Annotated in this window: 12 protein-coding genes; 6 read left to right on the forward strand and 6 right to left on the reverse strand. The window is 33.9% G+C overall.

Translation table 11 applies throughout. The annotated features are described in order from the left end of the window. Positions 1-78: 78 nt before the first annotated feature. The 3 genes from cls (at position 79) to AC0OM3_RS19615 (ending at position 5062) form a co-directional block, all read left to right on the forward strand. The gene (cls, locus tag AC0OM3_RS19605; protein ID WP_474212757.1) at positions 79-1272 is read left to right on the forward strand and encodes a cardiolipin synthase; all 1194 of its coding nucleotides are present in this window, start codon (positions 79-81) and stop codon (positions 1270-1272) included. 31 nt (positions 1273-1303) lie between these two features. Next, complete coding sequence (gene uvsE, locus AC0OM3_RS19610) at positions 1304-2257, forward strand: UV DNA damage repair endonuclease UvsE (protein WP_000586777.1); 954 nt, start codon at positions 1304-1306, stop codon at positions 2255-2257. 126 nt (positions 2258-2383) lie between these two features. Then, a complete protein-coding gene (locus tag AC0OM3_RS19615; protein WP_061884796.1) occupies positions 2384-5062 on the forward strand; it encodes a DUF4084 domain-containing protein in 2679 nt (892 codons plus the stop codon). 16 nt (positions 5063-5078) lie between these two features. Here AC0OM3_RS19615 and AC0OM3_RS19620 read toward each other — a convergent pair whose 3' ends face one another. Both AC0OM3_RS19620 and plcR read right to left on the reverse strand, forming a co-directional pair. Next, the gene (locus tag AC0OM3_RS19620; RefSeq protein WP_000734730.1) at positions 5079-5225 is read right to left on the reverse strand and encodes a quorum-sensing peptide PapR; all 147 of its coding nucleotides are present in this window, start codon (positions 5223-5225) and stop codon (positions 5079-5081) included. A gap of 87 nt (positions 5226-5312) precedes the next feature. Further along, positions 5313-6170 (reverse strand): transcriptional regulator PlcR, encoded by an 858-nt coding sequence (gene plcR, locus AC0OM3_RS19625; RefSeq protein WP_474212760.1) that lies wholly within the window; start codon positions 6168-6170, stop codon positions 5313-5315. A gap of 168 nt (positions 6171-6338) precedes the next feature. Between plcR and AC0OM3_RS19630 the strand changes: the two genes are divergently transcribed. Then, positions 6339-8090 carry a M4 family metallopeptidase gene (locus AC0OM3_RS19630; protein WP_001109502.1) on the forward strand — a complete coding sequence of 584 codons (1752 nt, stop codon included), beginning with the start codon at positions 6339-6341 and terminating at the stop codon, positions 8088-8090. Between the two features lie 38 nt (positions 8091-8128). On the opposite strand, the gene AC0OM3_RS19635 is transcribed toward AC0OM3_RS19630, so the two are convergent. Genes AC0OM3_RS19635 through AC0OM3_RS19650 form a run of 4 tightly spaced genes read right to left on the reverse strand, consistent with a single transcriptional unit; the run spans position 8129 to position 11492 of the window. Beyond that, positions 8129-8731: a response regulator transcription factor gene (locus AC0OM3_RS19635; RefSeq protein WP_000619252.1), complete on the reverse strand. Its 603-nt coding sequence runs from the start codon at positions 8729-8731 to the stop codon at positions 8129-8131. Beyond that, entirely contained in the window at positions 8728-9858 is a 1131-nt protein-coding gene (locus tag AC0OM3_RS19640; protein ID WP_474212762.1) for a sensor histidine kinase, read from the reverse strand. Before AC0OM3_RS19640 ends, AC0OM3_RS19635 begins: the two co-directional genes overlap by 4 nt. Beyond that, positions 9859-10593 carry an ABC transporter permease gene (locus AC0OM3_RS19645; protein ID WP_001202431.1) on the reverse strand — a complete coding sequence of 245 codons (735 nt, stop codon included), beginning with the start codon at positions 10591-10593 and terminating at the stop codon, positions 9859-9861. Further along, positions 10590-11492, reverse strand: a complete 903-nt coding sequence (locus AC0OM3_RS19650; protein WP_474212764.1) for an ABC transporter ATP-binding protein — start codon at positions 11490-11492, stop codon at positions 10590-10592. The genes AC0OM3_RS19645 and AC0OM3_RS19650 overlap by 4 nt, the downstream gene beginning before the upstream one ends. A 157-nt stretch (positions 11493-11649) precedes the next feature. Here AC0OM3_RS19650 and map point away from each other — a divergent pair, with 157 nt between their 5' ends. Both map and AC0OM3_RS19660 read left to right on the forward strand, forming a co-directional pair. Then, positions 11650-12444 carry a type I methionyl aminopeptidase gene (gene map / locus AC0OM3_RS19655; protein WP_139032807.1) on the forward strand — a complete coding sequence of 265 codons (795 nt, stop codon included), beginning with the start codon at positions 11650-11652 and terminating at the stop codon, positions 12442-12444. Positions 12445-13221: 777 nt separating this feature from the next. Further along, entirely contained in the window at positions 13222-22593 is a 9372-nt protein-coding gene (locus tag AC0OM3_RS19660; protein WP_474212766.1) for a SpaA isopeptide-forming pilin-related protein, read from the forward strand. Positions 22594-23015 lie beyond the last annotated feature (422 nt).

Below are 23015 nucleotides of genomic sequence, written 5' to 3' on the forward strand. Positions count from 1 at the left end.
TTTATAATAAGAGCCATGCTACCCGTATCATTTGTAACACACTGAAGGTGAAAAGAATGCGAAGGAGGGAATTCACTGATGCTCTACTTATCTCTTTTGTTAATATCCGTTGCTCTTTGGATTACAATTGACCTTTCATACGGGCGACTTCTTCATTTAAAACGAGTAAGCCCTCGCACTTTCCCTTTACGTCAAAGTGATTTTCACCTTTATACATACGGGAAAGATTTATATGACGCTTTATTTACTGATATAAAACAAGCACAGCATCACATTCATATTTTATTCTTCATTGTAAAAAACGATAAAATCAGTCGTGAATTTTTAAAATTGCTGATTGATAAGGCTCAGGAAGGAATTGAAGTACGACTTTTACTTGATCGATTTGGCAGCCATTCTTTATCAAACGAAGCTATTCGCTCCCTGCAAAAACATGGTATATCTTTTTCATTTTGTCATAAGGTAAAATTTCCTCTGCCTTTCTTTTCTGCTAATCAAAGAAATCATAGGAAAATTACAGTGATTGATGGGAAAACCGGCTATATCGGGGGATTTAATATCGGCGAAGAGTATCTAGGGCATAATGAATATTTAGGATTATGGCGAGACTATCATTTACGTCTTACAGGAGAAGGGATTCAAGATTTACAAAAGCAATTTTTGCATGACTGGTTTGATGATACGAAACAGAATTTATTGGATGCTTCTCTTTATTTTCCAAAACAAAAACCAGGTACCATCCTGCATCAATTTATTCCGACTGATGGTGCTTATTTACAACATACTTTTTTACATTTAATTAACGGGGCAAAAAAAGAAATCTGTATCGGTACACCATATTTCATTCCTGGAAAAAAAATTATGAATGCCTTATTAAAAGCAAGAGAAAGAGGGGTTCAAATCACAATTCTTGTTCCAGAAAAAGCTGATCACCCTCTCGTTCGAGAAGCAAAATTCCCGTACTGCCGAAAATTAATACAGGCTGGTTGCAATATTTATGCATTTCAACAAGGATTTTTTCACGCCAAAATTATTATAGTGGACGATGATATTTGTGATATCGGAACGGCAAACTTTGATATGAGAAGTTTATATATTAACCATGAAATAAACTGCCTGTTATATAATAAACATTTCATTCAAACAGTAAAAAATAAATTCCATGAAGATCTAGAGAATGCATCCGTACTTTCCTATAGTGATGTAAACCCGCCTTCTCTTATCGATAGAGGAAAGGAATGGATTGGAACAATGCTTGCTTTCTTTTTATAGGAAAAACAATGAATAAAAGGGGGTATCTCATATGATTATACGGTTTGGATATGTCTCACATGCAATGGCACTCTGGGACTGTTCTCCTGCCAAAACAATGACGTTTACAAGCTTTAAGAAACTCAGCAAGCAAGAACGAGAAGACAAACTGTACCATGTTATAAGGCAAAATTTAGAGCACACAATACGTATCCTTCATTACAATATAGCACATGAAATCCCACTATATCGCCTATCATCTTCCATCGTCCCACTTGCAACACATCCCGAAGTCGAGTTTGACTATATTGGGGTATTCACACCACTTTGGCGTAAAATAGGGGCTTTAATTAAAGAACACAATTTACGAATAAGTTTTCATCCAAATCAATTTACGCTATTTACAAGCGACAAGCCACATATTACTACTAACGCTATTACGGATATGACTTATCATTATAAAATATTAGATGCTATAGGCATTGCAGATTCTTCTTACATTAATATTCATGTAGGTGGAGCCTATGGAAATAAAGAAAAGGCAATTGAGCGCTTCCATGAAAACATAAAAAAACTTCCTACACATATAAAAAAACAAATGACTCTTGAAAACGATGATAAAACATATACAACTGCTGAAACTTTATCAATTTGCCAAAAAGAAAATATTCCATTTGTATTTGATTATCATCATCATATGGCCAATCTTTGCGAAGAACCACTAGAAGAGTTGCTTCCTGCAATTTTTGAAACTTGGTCACATACAAATATTTCTCCTAAAGTTCACATTTCCTCCCCGAGATCGGAAAAAGAATTTAGGGCCCATGCTGAATATATCGATTTAGAGTTTATTAAGCCCTTCTTACACATTGCGAAAAAAAACAATCATAATTTCGATATTATGATTGAAAGTAAACAAAAAGACTTAGCACTATTCCAATTAATAGACGAACTTTCTGCTATAAGAGGAATGAAAAGAATAGGTGGTGCAAAGTTACAGTGGTAAATTGTAACTTTGTACCATTTTTTCAAAAAAGTAATTTTTATAGTAAAAAACATTCTATTTTATATGCTATTATTTAAATTAGCATTTTCTCCCCGAGATTCAACTTTATTGAAACGGAGTCATAATATGATTAATCAAAAAAAGTATATACAATCTGTCATAATATACATATTTATATTTGCTCTTTGGATATTCCTTATACCAAATGAGTTGAATATAAAAGAAACCGGGATTCTTTTCTTATTCTGTTTCGCTGCACTTTTTTCTTGCTATTGCTTATGTAAAGCGATTAGAAAAATGACACATGGTGATAAATTATTTTGGATTTTATTATTATGTACTTGTCTATGCGGGTTAGCTATGGAGATAACTTTATTCCTTCATTCACTTTCCATTCATGAGCAAGTTATATTCTCATATAAAGCATTACCTTTTTTTATCATACAATATGTTTTACTCTTTGTTGGATTTGCTATAAAGTTTATAAAAATTTACTCTATTAAGGGTCTTGCTCAATTTTCATTCGATAGCATCTTTATTGTTATTATGAACATTTATTTCACTTTAACTTTTATCTTGGACCTTTCAAGCTTCCGTATGTTAACAAAGGAAACTTGGATTTTAATTGGCTATTTTATTGCACAATCATTAGTAATTTACGCCGTTATTAGTCTTTATAGAAGAGAACAATATTCTTCTAGTAGAATCGCATTAATTATCGGTTTCACTATTATACTCGTATACGGTTACATTCATCTGTTTCAATTAAATTTTGGGATGAAAACTTCTCCTGAATTTAATTATTTAATACACACTGCTTCTATTTTATTAATTGGACTTTCTTCCATACTATATATATTGGATAAACCAATGCAGCATGAAACGAAAGCAAAATATTATCGATTCGATTATGTACGTTTTATACTACCTTATTTTAGTATAATTATTACTTTTTCCTTTATTATCATTCAACCTTGGGATGATAAATTTATGTTAATTGGTCTTGTATTATCACTTATTTTGTTATTCTTGCGGCAACTTTACATGTGGAAAGATAATCAAGCACTAATCCTTACATATGAACAGTTGACTACACAACTAGAGGACGAAGTTGAAGAAGGTGCATTTGCATTATCAAAAAGTGAACAACGCTATAAGTCTTTATTCGAAGATCATCCCGATGCCGTTTTCTCTTTAAATATGAATGGCATTTTTCAACAATCTAATAAGGCATGCGAAAGCTTATTTACTGCCTATTATTGTGAAGTAGGAAGCTATTCTCTGGTACACTTCATTGATTCAAAAGACCACGAACTACTAAAGAAGGCTTTACAAATTACAAAGGAAGGTAGGCCACAAACGTTAGAAGTTCGTACAAAAGAACAAGAAGGCTATTATTATTATCTTCATATTACACTTATCCCTACTTTTATAAACAAAGAAGTGGTCGGAATGTTTGGGATAGCGCGTGATATTACAACTTTATATGAAAAACAAAAACAAGTAGAGCATTTAGCCTTTCACGATGCACTTACTGGATTACCAAATCGCCGAAAGTTCGAAAAAGATTTAAAAGCCATTTTAAATACAGCCCAAACTAACGCAAATGATGTTGCCGTCATATTCCTTGATTTAGATCGATTTAAAAAAATTAACGATAGACTTGGTCATGACGTCGGAGATTTATTATTAATTGAAGTAGCAAAAAGATTACGCGGTTGCTTGCGTTCAAAAGATATCGTCGCTCGCCAAGGTGGAGATGAGTTTACAATTCTATTACCAGAAATGTACTCAGAAAAAAGTGCAATTTTTATAGCTGAACAGATTTTAACTATTTTAAACAAACCATTCTTCATTCAAGGCGAAGAACTCTCTATTACACCAAGTATCGGAATTGCGATGTACCCTGATTATGGAACTAATGTAAATGAGTTAATGAAAAATGCTGATATGGCTATGTACCGTGCGAAAGCAAATGGAAAAAACAGATTTGTTTTCTTCTCAAAAGAAATGAGTATCGCTCAAAATGAAATTCAATTCTTAGAAGGTGAACTTTCAAAAGCATTACAACAAAATGAATTTTTCCTTGAATACCAGCCACAAGTAAGCACAAAAACAAAACAAATTATCGGTTTTGAAGCATTAATACGTTGGAAGCATCCAAAACTCGGTATCGTATCTCCTGCCCAATTTATCCCTCTAGCAGAGGAAACTGGTTTTATTATTGAACTTGGCAATTGGATTTTACGTACTGCCTGCTTAGAGGCAAAAAGATGGCATAATCAAGGTTTTTCTCACTTAAAAGTTGGTGTAAATTTATCTGTTGTTCAATTTAACCATGCAGATTTAATCCCAACTATTTCAAAGGTGTTGGAAGAAACAGAACTGAAACCAGAAGCACTAGATATTGAAATTACGGAAAGCATCGCAATTAATCAAAATCAATCTGTAGTTGCAAAACTAGAACAACTTCAAAATCTCGGTATTCAAATTTCAATCGACGACTTTGGAACTGGTTATAGTTCTTTAGCTTATTTAACAAAATACCCAATCAACACATTAAAAATCGCTCGAGAGTTTATTTGTGGAATTACAACTAGTCCTTTAGAAGAAGCAATTGTCTCTTCCATTATTACACTATCAAAAGAACTAAATTTAAAAGTGATTGCAGAAGGTGTAGAAACAGCAGAAGAATGGGAATTTTTACATAAACAAAATTGTGATCACATTCAAGGATTCTTTATTAGCAAACCTGTTTCTAGTAAAGACGTTTGGATGTTACTCCATAAAAAAACAACCGCCTAAGTAAGACGGTTGTTTTTTAATATTCAAAAGGTAAATCTTTAGCTAATTGTACCTCTTGATCGTTATGAGAAATTATATGGCTTTTCTCTAATGCCGTATCGCCTAATGAAATACCCCATGCCATCGCTAACGTTAATAAACTACCAATAAGTAATTTCTTCATATTCCATCACCCACATTTTTTATTTTAATATATCATGAAAATTTATCCCTATTATATGCAATTATGCATACCCATTTTTTAGGATATTTATCTACTGATTTTATTTACGAGCGCTTCTTTATATGCATGCATTTCTAATATATCAAAAAAGAAACTTGCCTTTTTATATGCATCTTCAACCTCTGCCTCATCGTACTCCAACTTCCCTAGGCATTCACCTCTTTGATAATATAGCTGTCCAATTAATGCCATACTATTAATTCGGCATGATATTTCAATCGCTTTATTTACTTGATAAAGTGACTCTTCATATTGATTATCTAAATATAATGCTTTTGCATGATTATATCTTACCTTCACTTCAAATTCTTCATTATCATGCAATACATCTAATTGTTTTAATATATCTTCAAATAACTCAATACTCTTCTTAAAATAGCTATTTTCAGCATAAATATTTGCAATCGCATTTTCTATATAAAGATTTTGGTATACGTCTATTCCAGCTAACTGTTGATTTAACAATTTTTTCAATTCTAAAATACAATATTCGTAATCGATTTTCTTTAATATGTAAGCTGCTACATGATATTGCCATTGAAGAAACTGCTGAAATTCAGGATGATATTCTTCCTTTTTCAGCTCATTCCATACTTTATTATAAATTTCTTTATATCTTTTTTGCTTACAAAGCATAATGATTTGATCTTTAAACTGTTTTTTTCTTTCAATATCAGAATAAATGAGTACCTCATAAAAATGAATAATGGGAACTTGTAATTTTGCTGCGATACCTTGCAATATATCCATACTTGGGTATACCGCGCCCGATTCAATTCGACTTACTTCCGATTGATGACATATGTTCTCGGATAACTGTTTCTGTGTTAATCCTCTCATCACCCTAATTCTCTTAATTTCACTTCCTAATTTTTCTGCGTGCATACTTACTCACCATCCCATTAGAACAATCTAATTTTTTGAGTTGTCATACCACTACAATAATGTGAATTCGACAATTTTTGATATGAAATAATGCATAATATATATAAAATTCGGCAAATTTTTCATACAATTCATCTCACATACAATAATAGATTAGGAGTGTTATAGATGAATTATAGAAAACTTGCTAGTGCTTTCGTTACATTCGGTCTTCTTTGCCCTTTATCAACAGAAGCTATTCATGCTCAAGAATTAGACAAAGGTGCAGTCAAAGTTGAAATTGCTCAGCCTGGTTTAACAATCGGTAAATTAACACAACCTCAAAATGATACGAAAGAAAATATTGCTAAAAAGTATTTAAAAGGTGAGGTAAATGGGGCGAAAGCTCAACAAGAACAAGTCACTACTGAAAAAAATGTAGATTTCCAACCTACAAATAAAGAAACCAAAGAAAATCAAACCGAAGTTCGCCTTGCACAAACATATAAAAACTATAAAGTATATGGCCAAGATCTCATTGTAAAAGTAGATAAAAATGGAGTAATCACAACTGTTAGTGGTAAAGTTGTTCAAAATTTAAATCAACAACCTAATCTTACTATAACAAATTTTTTGTCGAAAAATGAAGTAAAATCTAAATTACGCGATATAGTTCAAATTCCAAGTGATGCAGTTGAGACAGAATTCTCTAGCGAAACCGTTGTTTATAAGAAAAAAGATGGCTATTATACATTCGCAACTGTTATTACATTTACTTATGAAAACAATGAACAAATTATAAACGGCAATGCTATAGTTGATTTAAAAACTGGCGAAGTACTTTTCCAAGAAAAATTCATTAAAAACAAAGAGAATAAGACTATAAATCAAGTAACATCACCTAGATTATCCCCCGCAAGTGAGCAAGGAACTGGGAAAAATGCACTTCAAGAAAACATCTATTTCAATATTGCCAAAGGAACTGATGGAAAATTTTATTTAGCGGATTTATCACGCGGAAATGGTATTTATATTTATAATGCAAACTACGCCGATTCCCTCGGGGGATATAGTCAAGCTGGTTATCCAGGGACACTAATTTCAAGTAGTACTCCTAATTTTGCAGATAAAGAAGCCGCGGGCGCTATGAAGAACATGAGTGATATTTACGATTACTTTAAGAAAGAACATAATCTAAAAAGTTACGACAATAAAGATTCAAAAGTTGTCGCTAGTGTACACGGTTTTGATTCTACTGAAGTTAGTGATGGTGTAAAAGAAGACTATGTAAATGCATTTTGGCATCCCGCTTGGAACCAAATGGTATTTGGTGATGGTTTAGACGGAAAACTAACATCCGCTCTTGATGTAACAGCTCATGAATTTGGACATGCTGTATTCAGTGGCACGACGAAAAATAAAGTCGTGAGATATCCAAGCGCTGAAACATCTGCACTAAACGAGGGATTAGCGGATTTCTGGGGTACACAAATCGAATATTACGTAAAGAAAGATAAAGGAAACTGGATTATGGGCGATACATTAGGTGGCCTAACAATTCGTGATATCCCAAGGGAAATTGGTGACGGCGGTCATAAATTATATACAAATTTACAAGATTTCTATAACGATGGTAATAATCAAGAATCACACGTGAATTCTGGTATTATCAGTCACGTATTATATCAATTAGCTGAAGGTAAAACATATAACGGTGTTGCTGTTCAAAAGCAAGGAAATGAAAAAGTAAGTAAAGTTGTTATGCGTACATTGCAAAATTATGCAACTTCCGCTGAAGACTTTGAATCACTTCAATCTCATATCGTACAAGCTGCAAAAGATTTATATGGAACTGCCGTATCAAATGAATTTGCAAAGGCATTTGAAGCACACGGTTACAAACCGTTACAAAAAATAAATAAAGTAATAGCGGTACAATAATAAAAAAAGAAGTTTACCAATCATAGGTAAACTTCTTTTCATATCCAACCCTTTTCTTCTGCAATTGTAATTGCCTCAATTCTATTTTTCGCATCGAGCTTCGTTAATACTTCAGAAATATAATTACGCACTGTACCCGGCGAAAGATAAAGTGCCTTCGCAATTTCGTTTGCCGTCTTTCCTTCTTTCGCAAGCAACAATACTTCCTTTTCGCGATCTGACAACGGATTTTGCTCCTGCCATAGGCCGAACATTAAATCTTGGGAGACCTCTCGTTTTCCCTTCATTACATTACGAATTGCTGCTGCTAAATCTTCACTTGGGCTATCTTTTAACAAATAGCCGTGCACACCAGCTTTCATTGCTCTTTCAAAATATCCCGGCCGTGCAAATGTTGTTAAAATCATTACTTTGCATGATGATTTTTCTTTCTTTAACGCTTCAGCAACATCTAATCCACTTTGAATCGGCATTTCAATATCCATAATACTTACATCTGGCTTTAACGATTCAATTAATTTTAACGCCTCTTCCCCGTTCGCAGCTTGCCCAATTACTTCGATATCATCTTCTAGATCAAGCAGAGCCCCTAACGCACCACGAAGCATCCGCTGATCTTCTGCAATAATAATTCGGATCATGCCCTCACCTCATCTTTTCCTGTTCTAATAACAACTGGAACTTTTACTGTTAACAACGTCCCTGGATTGATTGTACCTAGTTCAACAAATCCATCAATAAGAGCAATTCGTTCTTTCATGCCACGGATACCATTTCCATCATGATTTTGATCTGTTAAACCGATTCCGTTATCTTCTACTTTCAAAATCAGCTCACCTTGCGATTCTAATACAGAAACTGCGCATCGCGTTGCCTTACTATGTTTTACAACATTTGTAACGGCCTCACGTAAACACATCCCGACAATATTTTGTTCAATTGGTGATAACGAGCTCGATCTTGCTTCTTGCCTCACTTCTAATTCAATATTAGCTGCTTGTAAGATCGCTTTTATTTGCTCTAGCTCTTCTTCTACCGTAATCATACGCATATCAGAAATTAATTCTCTCAGCTGTTTTAAGGCTGTACGAGACGTTTGTGTAATTTCCTTCGCTTCCACACTTGCACGCTCCGGATTTTTCACAATTAACTTCTCTACAAGCTGGCTTTTCAAAGTAATAAGAGATAACGTATGTCCTAATGTGTCATGAAGATCTCTTGCAATCCGCTGCCGTTCTTCACGTTTTACTAAGTCTTTAATTTGCTCGTTTGCTTCATTCAGTTGGTTCTTTAACATCTTTTTCTGATTAAAATTGCGCATACCAAATGGCGTAAGAAGCATTAAAATAAACATCGGAACGATATTTACTAAACTTGTAGTTGTTAGTTGATTCATATTTACAAATAAAAATGCTCCAAGCATGATAACTAACGAACATAACAGCACTCGAAATACTTTCTTATTTGGCGCAAATCCCATCGCACTTGCTGTGAAAAAGCCAAAAAATATCATAAAAGGATTATAAAATAAAGCAAATAAAAAGATGAGTATCATTTGAATGCATGCCCAAAAAACAAACGTCCTCTGAACAAAATATAGCTGACGGTATGTAATAATAAAAAGTATCAACATACCGCTTCCTAGCACAAGCTTCCATCCTGATGCTTGTGCTAAGTGATAAATTGGAAATAATAGATAAACAAACCACATGTATGGAAAGAATCCCATATGTTTCGGAAAAATCTCAACCCTCTTCTTCTCTATCATTTATACCGCTTCCTGTCTTTTTCTTATATATATTGATACTACAACAAATATAAGGAAATAACCTCCTAATACCGCGATATTTTCCCATCCAATTGATTTTCCAGCTACAATATCCCACGCACCACTTCCGAAATGGTATGTCGGTGTCCATTCACCAATCGTTCTTAATATTTTTGGGAATACTTCAATCGGCATCCACAACCCGCCAACTATAGCTAAACTCATATTTAAAATATTTGCTAAGCCAGCAGCTGCGTCCGCCTTCTTAATGGAACCTATTACTGTTCCTAACGCTAAAAATGGTGTTACCCCTAACAATAACCATAACCCCGCACCAATCCATTGCCCTACCGTTAACTCAACATGATTAATTAGTATCCCTGCAATAAAGATAACTAATATTGAAAAAGCATTTACTACTGTTTGAGCGATAATTTTTGCTGTTAAATATGCTCCCTCTGGAAGCGGTGTAATTTTTAGAAGATGTGTCCATCCTTGCCCTCTTTCCTGAGAAAGTCTCACACCGAAACTAAAGAGTGCAGTCCCTACAATACTGAAAGTTGCCATCGAAATTAAATAATGTGCTTTCCACGCATCTCCGTTTTGTGGTACTTGAACAACATTTGTAAAAATGTAGTAAAACATAACAGGCATTAATAATGAGAAAAAGATAAATAATTTATTGCGGAATGTACGTAAAATTTCTATTTTGCACTGCATCCATAACGCTCTCATGCGATTTCCTCCTTCTGATTTGCGACAAACTGTTCAAATGCCTCATCAAGGCTTCCACGTTCAACTGAAACATCTGTTACAGGTAAACTCCTTTGATAAATGGCTTTTAAAGTTACATCCGTATCCTCCGTTGTTAAAATGAAGCGTCCTTCGTTTGACTTTACTTCTGTTACATTTGGTAATTCCTTTAGTAATTTTGTAGGAATGCTTTCCTTCGAATAAAATGTGATTGTTTTTCTCGAAATCGTTGCTTTCATTTCGTCTGGTGTACCATCTGCGATAATCTTTCCGTTCGCAAATAATAAGATACGATTTGCTAAAGCATCTGCTTCTTCTAAATAATGCGTCGTTAAAATAATCGTTTTCCCTTCACTTGCTAACTTTCGAATCGTTTCCCAAAACGTTCTTCGAGACGTAATATCCATTCCGACTGTCGGCTCATCTAAAAATAACAAATCCGGATTTCCCGCAAGTGCAAGCGCAAAGTTTAATCTTCTTTTTTGCCCACCTGATAATTTCTCACATCTTTGCTTTCGCTCTGATTCTAAATTTGATAACTGCAGTAACGTTTCTTTCGCTATAGGATTCGTATAATAACTACGGAATAACTCAATTGCCTCTTCCACCGTAATACTATCAATGACACTTACTTCTTGCAGCATCGCACCGAAGCTATTACGAACATCCCTATGCTTTGGACTCTTTCCAAATATAAAGACCTTACCTTCTGTTGGATCCTTTAATCCAAGCATCATCGACATCGTCGTTGTTTTTCCCGCACCATTCGGACCAAGTAACGCTACTATTTCCCCTTTATTTACATGAAATGAAACATTATTTACTGCGCTTTTATGTTTAAATGTTTTAGAAACACCATTTACTTCAATAATCTTTTCCATCTCTCCACCCCCGCTGTTTCTTATATTTACATTGTATTACTTGGAAAACTTAGGAAACAGTATGATGCGTCATGACATCGATATGACAATTGTCATGTATTCTTTATGAGAGGAATCAACCCGCATACCGCAAGCGAGTAGCAGGACGAAAATAAACATGATACAATCGGATAAGATATATATTCGAGGAAGGACAGTGGTTTTCATGATTATTCGTAATGAACAAGATTTAGAAGGCTTACGAAAAATCGGCCGCATCGTTGCGCTTGCACGTGAAGAAATGAAAAAACAAGCGAAGCCAGGTATGACAACGAAAGAGCTTGATTTGATCGGTAAAAAAGTATTAGATGAGCATGGTGCTATTTCTGCACCTGAAAAAGAATATGATTTTCCAGGTGTAACTTGCATTAGTGTAAATGAAGAAGTTGCTCACGGTATTCCAGGAGATCGTGTATTAAAAGAAGGCGACTTAGTAAACGTCGATGTATCTGCTGCACTTGATGGCTATTATGCAGATACAGGTATTTCATTTGTACTTGGAGAAGACGAGGAAAAAGAAAAACTTTGCCAAGCAGCGGTTGATGCATTTTGGACAGCAATGAAAAAGGTTAAAGCTGGCTCAAAACAAAATCAAATTGGTCGTGCTGTTTCAAACTTCGCACATAAAAGTGGGTACAATGTTATTCAAAACTTAACTGGTCACGGCATTGGTCTTAGCTTACATGAAGCACCAAATCACATTTTAAGCTACTATGATCCAATGGATAATGCGCTTCTAAAAGACGGTCTTGTTATCGCTGTAGAACCGTTCATCTCTATGAAAGCTGATCATATTATTGAGCGTGGTGACGACGGTTGGACATTCGTTACACCTGATAAAAGTCTTGTTGCACAATGTGAACATACCGTTGTCGTAACACGCGGTGAACCAATAATTTTAACAGAAATCTAATACCAAAAACGGCTGTTTTGTAGATTTATTCCACATAAAACAGCCGTTTTTATTTTTGGGAAAATATGTGAACTATTGTTGAACTCTTTATCATTTAAGTATATAATCTTTAGCGGAGGTTACTTAAGCTTATCTTTACTAAAAAGATATTGTAACTAAGGAGTAAAACACCTTCTTTCTTATTGTTTAAACAGGCTCAAAAATGACCGTAGTAACGTGTTAGTCGAATATTCTGTAATCCTTATATCTCTCTAACAATGTAAGAAACTATCATCTTTCAACTTCGGTCCACTAATCGCACAACTCTCTTTAGACAAAATAAATGACTATTTTCAAAGTACATATTGTCTTCATTCTGACCAAAACCAACCCTATCTAGATTTTTATTTCCACATAACTTTAAGGCAAAAATAAGCCTTCACAAAGGGATACACTACCTTGGTTAGTATGTATCGTAAAACTTACCTTTATAACCATTCTTTTTTACTAGATATACATGAAAACTATCTCACATATGAAGGTCTGATATCATTCTTTATATCAGTATTTTTTTCGACATTTTTTGTCGAATTGTGTATATTTCCATAGAACTGTGTAAATATACATTTTGTTTTACGTTAAACAATTTTACTTTGAACATAATCCTGTTTGTCTGAGAACGCGTATAGAAACGGAGGGATAACAAAAATAAATAGCTTATAACAAATACTTTTAATATTCCATTTGTTCATGTGGAATAAGTCCCCAATGGACAAATGAATGTTCAGAGGAGGAAAAATGAAAAAACTTTTTAATGTATGTTTAATTGTATTCGTACTATTTTCGCAACTTGCTAGTTTTCCATACAATCAAGTAAGAGCGGAAACGTTAACAGGAGATTCCTTATTTGACACTGTTGAAATGAAAGATGCAACGAATCATATTATTGACGAAGCAAAAAATCCTAGCAACTTAGTAAAGATAGGATCAACCATTGAAGTAGAATACGCTTGGTCAATAAAGGATCAACAAGTTGCACACGCAAATGATACAGCAGTAGTTCAAATACCACTTGCATTAAAAGTATCTAAAGATTTGCAAGGGGATTTAGTAACAGATCAAAAAAATATTGGTCAATATTTTATAACAGCTAAAGATAATAAATTAAAATTAATATTTAATGATCAAGTAGAAAATTTGAAAGACGCTAAAGGAAAAATTAAAGTTGATACCGTGTTTAACTCAACTTTAAAAACTGGGGAAAAATCAGTTCAAATCGCTTTTCCTTTAGGAACAATGGTTCAGCCTATATCAGTTCCTGTTCAGGTAGAAGACTCTAAAGAAGATGGCACCAAACAGGATACTAATAAACCAGTGCAAGATCCAGTAGCTAAACCTGTTACTGACAATCCGGAGCAAGATCCAACAACTAAAACTGTTACTGATAATCCGGAACAAAACCCAGCAACTAAAACTGTTACCGATAATCCGGAACAAAACCCAGCAACTAAAACTGTTACCGATAATCCGGAACAAAACCCAGCAGCTAAAACTGCCGCTGATAATCCGGAACAAAACCCAGCAGCTAAAACTGCCACTGATAATCCGGAACAAAACCTAGCAGCTAAAATTGCTACTGACAATCCAGAACAAAAGCTAGCAAGCGACCCTGCTGAGAATACAAATTCAGGTCCAAAGCAAATAACAACAAACATTTTAACCGGTGTAAAGTTGACGGATAAAGACGGAAAACCATTTACAGAGGATAACCGTCCAAGTACAGATTCCCCTGCCAATATTGAGTTTACATGGGAACTTTTAAAATCAATGAATGTGAAAAATGGAGATTACTATATTTTTGATCTTCCTAAACATTTTAAGATTTACAATACAATTAACAGTCCTTTATATGATAGTGAAAACCATCAAATTGGTAATTTTACTGTTACAAAAGATGGAAAAGTCACGATGACATTCAACGATTATGTTGAAGAGCATCCAGATGTTGCTGGTAACCTACAATTAAAGACAGAATTTAATAGAGCTGAAATTAAAGGTACAACAACACAAGAAATTCCTTTCCCAATTAAAGATAAGGATGTTTCTATTACAGTTGACTTTAAGCCTAATGTACAAACAGCTACGAATAAAAAAGGATTACCTGATAGACCAATTAATACAAATGAAATTAATTGGAAAGTAGAGATGAACAAAACGCAAGACACCCTTAAAAACGCTATTTTTAAAGATAGCATTCCACAAGGTACAAACTTAAATAAAGATTCTATTAAAGTTTATTATTTAGAAGTTGATGTTAATGGGAATGTAACGCGTGGTGCAGAAGCTGAGCCAACAGATTACAATATTATTTCATCAGATGGCTCAAAATTGGAGATTGCTTTTAAAGATTCTATCAATAAAGCATATCAAATCGAATATGCCACAAAAATTACTGATGAAAATATTAAAAGTTTCCGAAATAACGTTACGATAACGAGTGATAATCAAAAGCAACAAAACGCAAGCTCTACTGTAACGGTTTCTCGTGGTACACACTTAAATAAAACAAGTAAATATGATCCAAAGACGCAAACAATTGAGTGGACAATTACTTACAATGGTGATCAAAGAGAGATCAAAAAAGCAGATGCGATTTTAAAAGATATTTTTGACGATACACACGAACTAGATGCAAATTCTATTGTTGTAAAAAACGCTTCATATAATGAAAAAGGAACGCTTGTAACAGGTGACGCTGTTAATAATTACACTGTAAGTAACAAGAAGAATGGATTCGATTTACAGTTTAACAATGATATTAATAGTGCTTATGTGATTACCTATAAAACCAAGCCAACTAATAAAGTTATAGAAGATGGAAAAGTAAAAAATAAAGTTACAGCTGATAATGATTCAAGTAAAGAAAATGAAGCTAGCTTCAAGCAGCAAAATATTATTAAATCTAATAATAAAGCTGAAACAAATTATAAAGACAAAACAACAACTTGGACAATTATAGTAAATAATAACAACTATCCATTAAACAAAGCGATCATTACGGACACCTTTGATCACGGTGGATTACAATTAAAAGATAAAAAACTAGAAATTAAAGACGGAAATTATATCCTTCAAGCTGGGACTGACTATGTTTTAGATGCAACAGATAAAGGCTTTACAATTACTCTTATAGGTACATATCAGTCTAATATGACAAAGACATTAGTCGTAAAATATACGACAGACTTTGATTATACAAAGCTAGAAAGTGGTAAAACTTCATTTAAAAATACAGGTAACCTATCTTGGATAGATACGGATTCTAATCCACAATCAAATAAAGTTGAAGCTAATTTCGATCCTGATACTTTCACAAAGGCAAATGGTTATAAATACGGTTCTTATAACGCCCAAACGAAGGAAATTACTTGGATAATAGGCTTTAACTATAATAACGTTGAGATTAAAGATCCTTACGTTATAGACGTAATACAAGATAAACAAAAGTTAGTTCCTGGATCCATTGAAGTGCGCGACATGATTTTAAATGGAAATCCTGATAATGCACAACCTGGTAATGCTGTACCAACTGAGAAATATGAACTTGAAGAACCTACAGAGAAAAATAAAAACACCCTAAAGGTTCATTTCAAACAATCAATTAATTCACCCTACTATATTATCTTTAAAACAAGCCTTGATGGTGAACTTATCCAAGGTACCTACAAAAATGAGGCAGATTTAAAAGATGGCTCTAAAATTGTAAACACCCTTACAGGTGACACTCAAGTAAATAAAGGTGGCAGCTTTGTTACTAAAAAAGCTGTGCAAGACGACAACTATATTAATTGGAGTATCGCAATTAACGAAAGCCAATCAACCATTGCGGATGCGGTTGTAACAGATGACCCAACCGAAAATCAGGTAATTGTGGAAGATTCATTCCACTTATATCCTACAACTGTTGATCCATATGGAAATTTAACAAAAGATAAAGTAAACGAATTAAAAGAAGGAACAGACTATAAACTCAAAATAACAACAGACAATAATACCGGAAAGCAACATTTCGAAATTGCCTTCTTGAAAAAAATTGATCGAGCTTATATTTTAGAATATCGCTCACTTATTAATGCAGACGATAAAGAAAAAGTAAGTAATAAAGCGAAAATCACAGGCAATAAGTTGACAGTTAAAAACACAGAAACTACTGAAACAATTGAAGTGAGAATGTCTTCTGGTTCAGGTGGAGGATCTGCTACCAAAGGTCGTGGAAACCTTGAAATTATAAAGGTAGATAACGACAATAAGAACGTACTATTAGCTGGGGCAGAATTTACTTTATACGATCGTACAGGTAAAACTGTTATCCGTAAAATTACAACAGACAAAGACGGTATCGCTAAATTTAATAATTTAAAACGTGATAAATATTTATTAAAAGAAACAAAGGCTCCTGAAGGCTATGTAATTAGCTGGGATTTAAAACAAGGGAAAATTGTTGAACTTGGTACACAAGAGACTACAACATATAAACTTGCAAATAAGAAATTTGTCGGGAAAGTAGTTTTAACAAAATCTGATGACCTGAACAAAAACGCAACACTACAAGGCGCTATTTTCACACTACTGGATAAAGATAAAAAAGTAATTCCAGAACACAAAGAATTAACAACAAATAATAACGGACAAATTATTATAGATAAACTAAAACCAGGAACTTACTACTTACAAGAAACGAAGGCTCCTGAGCATTATCAATTAGATAGCAAACTTATTCCGTTTACTATCTCTATAGATCAAACAACAGTAGTAAATCTAACTGCGACAAATAGTTTAACTAAAGGATCTGCTCTTTTAACAAAAGTGGATAATTATAATAAAACTTTAGCAGGGGCAGAGTTTACTGTTCAAGATCGCAACGGAAAAAATATTCCTGGATATGAGAAATTAACAACAAATGAACATGGACAAATCGAAGCAAAAGATTTACGTCCTGGTAAATATCAATTTGTCGAAACAAAAGCTCCTGAGCACTATGAATTAGACAAAACACCTATCCTATTCGAAATAGAAAAAAGCCAAACTACAGCTGCTTCTATTAAAGCAAAAAACACTTTAATTAAAGGTGGTGTTACTTTAACAAAAGTTGATGATGTAGATGGCAATACTCTTGAAGGTGCGGTATTCAAAATTGTTAACAACAAGAACGAAGACGTGCGTACAAACTTAAAAACAGAAAAAGATGGAACTTTAACCGTTGAAGATTTAGAGCCTGGTGAGTATCAATTTATTGAAACAACACCACCTAAATACTATGAGTTAAATAAAGAACCAGTTCCATTTACAATTGAAAAAAGTCAAACAAGTATCATTCCAATTACTGCAAAAAACAGTTTAACAACAGGTGCCGTTGAGTTATTAAAAATCGACGAATTTGATAAAAAGACTCCTCTTGCTGGAGCTATATTCAAAATCGTTAATAAAAAAAACGAAGACGTGCGTACGGACTTAACTACCGATAAAAACGGAACTATTAAAGCTTCTGACTTACGTCCAGGCAAATATAAATTTATTGAAACGAAAGCTCCTGAACATTATGAACTGCGATCAACACCAATTGAATTTACAATTGAAAAAGGTCAAAAAACACCAATTGTTATTACAGCTGAAAATAGTCTACTACCAGGCGATGTTGAGCTAATAAAAATCGATGATGTTGATGGCACTCCACTTACAGGTGCCGTATTCAAAATTGTTAATAACAAAAATGAGGATGTCCGTACAGAATTAGTTACGAATCAGGAAGGTAAAATTATTGCTACTGGTTTACGTCCAGGTAACTATAAATTTATCGAAGTAAAAGCTCCGGAGCATTATGCCTTAAATAAAACACCGATTGAATTTACAATTAAGGTAAGTCAAGCAACTGCTATTAACGTTACTGCTACTAACAGCTTAATAAAAGGCGGTATTGAATTAACAAAAGTTGATGATGTAAATGCTAAGGAAACCCTTGAAGGTGCGGTATTTAAAATAATTAATGACAAAGGCGAGGATGTTCGTACGGAACTTACTACCAATAAAGACGGTAAATTAGTAGTACAAGACTTACGTCCAGGTAATTATAAACTAATCGAAACAAAGGCTCCTACTTATTACGATGTAAATGAAGAACCTATTGAATTTACAATTGAAAAGAGCCAACAAAAACTCATCCCTATTACTTTCAAAAATAGTTTAACGAAAGGAAAAGTTAAACTTATTAAAGAAGATGATGTGGAAAGTAGTAAAGCTCTTGCCGGCGCTGTATTCACATTGCAAGACACAACTGGCAAAGAAATTATGAAAGATTTAACAACAGATGGTCACGGAGTATTAGTTATTCCTGATTTAGCACCAGGGGATTATCAATTTATCGAAACAAAAGCCCCTGAACATTATAAATTAGACAAAACACCTATTAAGTTCACAATTAAAAAAGGTAGTAAGGAAGATCTTCCTATCCCTGTTACTATAAAAAACAGTTTACTTACAGGTGGCGTCACTTTAACAAAAGTTGATGATGTTGATGGCACTACTCTTGAAGGTGCAGAATTTATAATCGTTGACGCTCATGATACTAAAAAGGTAATTCGCAAAGGTTTAACGACTGATACAAACGGTAAAATTACTGCTTCTGATTTACGTCCTGGAGACTATCAATTTGTTGAAGTGAAAGCTCCAAAAGACTATACCTTAAGCAAAGACCCTATTCCGTTCACTATCGAAAAAAGTCAAAAAGAGAATATTACTGTTACTGCTACTAACAGTTTAAAGAAAGGTGCAGTAACATTAACAAAAATCGATGACATCGATCGTACGATGCTCGAAGGTGCAATCTTTAAGATTGTGGATATGAATGGTAAGGAAGTTCATACGAATCTTGTTACAGATAAAAACGGTAAAATTTCTGTTTCTCATTTACGCCCTGGAGACTATCAGTTCATTGAAACAAAAGCTCCTGAGCACTATGTATTAGATGAAACAACGATTCCATTTACAATTGAAAGAAGTCAAACGAAAGAGATCAATGTTACAAGCAAAAATGCTTTAAAAAACGGTAGCGTTGAACTAACAAAGATTGACGATATTGATATAAATACAAAACTTGCTAATGCCGTATTTAATTTATTAGATGCAGACGGAGAGTTGGTTGAAGAAGGCTTAAAAACAAATGATGAAGGTAAAATTGTTGTTGAAAATCTACGTCCTGGTACGTATCAATTCGTTGAAACAATTGCTCCTGAACATTACGATTTAGATAAAAAACCTATCGTATTTACAATTAAAAAGAGCCAAACTGAAACTCTTCATGTCACTGCTACAAATGCTTTAACAAAGGGTGCAGTTAAACTTTCTAAAACAGATGATGTTGATGGCACTGTTCTTAAAGATGCAGTATTTAAAATTGTTAATATGAATGGTGATGTAGTTCATAAAGACCTTGTTACAAATGAACAAGGAATAATCGAAATTAACGACCTACGTCCTGGTGATTATCAATTCATCGAAACGAAAGCTCCGAAGCATTACGTTTTAGATGAAACACCAATCAAATTCACTATTGAAAAAGGACAGAAGAAAGCTATTTCTTTAACTGCTACAAATAGCTTAAAACAAGGTAGTATCGAATTACTTAAAGTTGATGATTTAAACAATCAAACAAAACTTGCCGATGCGGTATTTAATTTACTAGATCAAGATGGCAAAGTACTTAAAACAGATTTAAAAACAAACAGTGAAGGTAAAATCGTTATCGAAAACTTACGTCCTGGTACGTATCAATTCGTTGAAATAACGGCTCCTGAACACTATGATTTAGACAAAAAACCAATTATATTTACAATTGAAAAAAGCCAAAAAGATATTGCTACCGTTACTATGAAAAATAGTTTAACAAAAGGCGGCGTGGAACTTTCTAAAATGGATGACGTCGATGGCACTACTCTTGAAGGCGCAGTATTTAAAATTGTGGATATGAATGGCACCGTAATTCACAAAGAGCTTGTTACGAATCAACAAGGTAAAATTAGCGTTTCTGACCTACGTCCTGGTGATTATCAATTCATCGAGACAACGGCTCCGAAACACTATGATTTAAACAAAGAGCCAATTCCATTCACAATCACAAAGAGCCAAGCTGATCCTATCTCCGTTACAGCTACAAATAGCTTAACGAAAGGCGCTGTGGAACTTTCTAAAGTGGATGATGTAGATGGTACCGCTCTTAAAGATGCGATATTTAAAATTACTGATATGAATGGTAACGACATTCGCACTGAGCTTACAACAGATGTAGATGGAAAAATTTCTGTTTCTGATTTACGCCCTGGGGACTATCAGTTTATTGAAACGAAAGCTCCTGAACACTATAAATTAGATAGTAAACCTATTAAGTTTACAATTAAGAAAAGCCAAAAAGAAAAGCTCCAAGTTACTGCTACAAATAGCTTAACTGAGGGTTCTGTAGAATTAATAAAAGTGGATGATATAAATCCAGATACAAAACTTTCTGATGCAGTGTTTAACATCATTGATGCGAATGGTAAAATTGTTCGCACGGATTTAACTACTGATAAAGATGGTAAGATTACTGCTACAAACTTACGCCCTGGAGACTATCAATTCATTGAAACGAAAGCTCCGAAAGATTACGATTTAAATAAAACACCTATCAGCTTCACTATCGAGAGAAGTCAACTATCTCCCGTTTCTGTTACTGCTAAGAATGGCCTAACAAAAGGTGGCGTGGAATTAACTAAAGTTGACTCTATAGATAAGAAAGAAATGCTAGAAGGTGCGGTATTTAAAATTACTGATATGAATGGTAACGACATTCGTACGAATTTAGTTACCAATAAAGACGGAAAAATCATCGCGAAAGACTTACAGCCAGGAGACTATCAATTTATTGAAACGAAAGCTCCTAAACATTACGACTTAAATGAAGAACCAATTAAATTCACAATCGAAAGAAGTCAAACAAAGCATGTCTTCGTTACAGCTATTAATAGCTTAACGAAAGGTAGTGTGGAGTTAATTAAAGTTGATGATGTTGAAGAAAACACAACACTTGAAGGTGCAGTATTTAAAATTGTTAACAAGGATGGGCATGACGTCCGTACCGATTTAACTACTGATAAAAACGGCCGTTTAGTCATTGATGAATTACCACCAGGACACTATGAGTTTATCGAAACAAAAGCTCCTGAACACTATGACTTAAACGAAACACCTATTAAGTTCACAGTTAAAAAAGGCCAAGAAAAAATCGCCTCTGTTACTGCTACGAATAGCTTAACTAAGGGCACAGTTGAATTAACTAAAGTTGATGACATCGACGGTACTACTCTTGAAGGGGCTATCTTTAAAATTGTAGATATGGACGGCAAGGATGTTCGTTCAGATTTAACTACTGATAAAGATGGGAAGATTTCTGTTTCTGATTTACGTCCGGGAGATTATCAGTTCATTGAAACGAAAGCTCCCACTGGCTATGATTTAAACGTTAAACCAATTCCTTTCACAATTACGAAAGGACAATCTCAGATTACCTCTGTTATAGCTTTAAATAGTTTAACAACAGGTTCAATTGAGTTAACTAAAGTTGATATTGATCACCACGGAACACTTGAAGGTGCCATTTTCAATATTTTAGACCAAGATGGAAAAGTAGTACGAGAAGGTTTAAAAACAGATGGGCATGGTAAATTAATCGTAAATGATTTGAAACCTGGTAATTATCAACTAGTGGAAACAAAAGCTCCTGAAGGCTATCAATTAGATGCATCACCAATAAGCTTTACTATTGAAAAAGCCCAAGCTTCACCACTACAAATTACAGTTTCAAATAAAAAAATTGAATCTTCTTCAGGTGGAGATGACAAGCCAGTTACTCCTCCAAATAAAGAAGAAAACAAAGGCAATGAGAAATCTGAGAAACACGAAAACGGAACTTCTGAAGAAACATCGAATAAAACAGATAACAAACAGCAAGATGATCAAAATACGGATAAACACCTTCCAAATACAGGTCATAAAGAAGACCCTACACAAACAGTAGGTATCGTTCTTCTACTAGCTGGATTATTAAGTATTTTAGCTACAAAACGCAAAAAAAATTATTAATAATTTTTTCACATCCAATCAATCTCTCAATTGATTGGATGTTTTTTTATACAAAAAGGACGATACATAAAGTATCGTCCTTTTAACGGGGTGAGGCTGCCCAAAAGTACGGAAAACCTTTGAACAGCCTCTTATTTTCATATGGATGCCTTACATATATCACTGATAATAATTATGAAATGCGGAAACATAATTACCATCAACTGATTCAAACATGAGAAATGAAACCCTACAGTGATTCCATTCCTCTACATAATCTAAAGTTTGGGTACACTAGATTCATGCAATGTAGGAGCTTTCAGAGTAGAAAGCGAACCTTCGTTTAAAATGATAGCATACATATCTCCCTCAAAAATATGCAAATATGCATATATCGTTTTTATTTATCAATGTCAGAATATTGAAAAACAAAAGGCGCGAAG

Source organism: Bacillus sp. FAU20 (genome assembly GCF_056033865.1).

Bases quoted from the DNA above. Each gene is read 5' to 3' on its own strand.
- AC0OM3_RS19660 (WP_474212766.1), top strand. From the start codon at position 13,222: ATGAAAAAACTTTTTAATGTATGTTTAATTGTATTCGTACTATTTTCG.
- AC0OM3_RS19620 (WP_000734730.1), bottom strand. From the start codon at position 5,225: ATGAAGAAATTACTTATTGGTAGTTTATTAACGTTAGCGATGGCATGG.
- uvsE (WP_000586777.1), top strand. From the start codon at position 1,304: ATGATTATACGGTTTGGATATGTCTCACATGCAATGGCACTCTGGGAC.
- AC0OM3_RS19630 (WP_001109502.1), top strand. From the start codon at position 6,339: ATGAATTATAGAAAACTTGCTAGTGCTTTCGTTACATTCGGTCTTCTT.
- map (WP_139032807.1), top strand. From the start codon at position 11,650: ATGATACAATCGGATAAGATATATATTCGAGGAAGGACAGTGGTTTTC.
- cls (WP_474212757.1), top strand. From the start codon at position 79: ATGCTCTACTTATCTCTTTTGTTAATATCCGTTGCTCTTTGGATTACA.
- plcR (WP_474212760.1), bottom strand. From the start codon at position 6,170: ATGCACGCAGAAAAATTAGGAAGTGAAATTAAGAGAATTAGGGTGATG.
- AC0OM3_RS19640 (WP_474212762.1), bottom strand. From the start codon at position 9,858: ATGATAGAGAAGAAGAGGGTTGAGATTTTTCCGAAACATATGGGATTC.
- AC0OM3_RS19635 (WP_000619252.1), bottom strand. From the start codon at position 8,731: ATGATCCGAATTATTATTGCAGAAGATCAGCGGATGCTTCGTGGTGCG.
- AC0OM3_RS19615 (WP_061884796.1), top strand. From the start codon at position 2,384: ATGATTAATCAAAAAAAGTATATACAATCTGTCATAATATACATATTT.
- AC0OM3_RS19645 (WP_001202431.1), bottom strand. From the start codon at position 10,593: ATGAGAGCGTTATGGATGCAGTGCAAAATAGAAATTTTACGTACATTC.
- AC0OM3_RS19650 (WP_474212764.1), bottom strand. From the start codon at position 11,492: ATGGAAAAGATTATTGAAGTAAATGGTGTTTCTAAAACATTTAAACAT.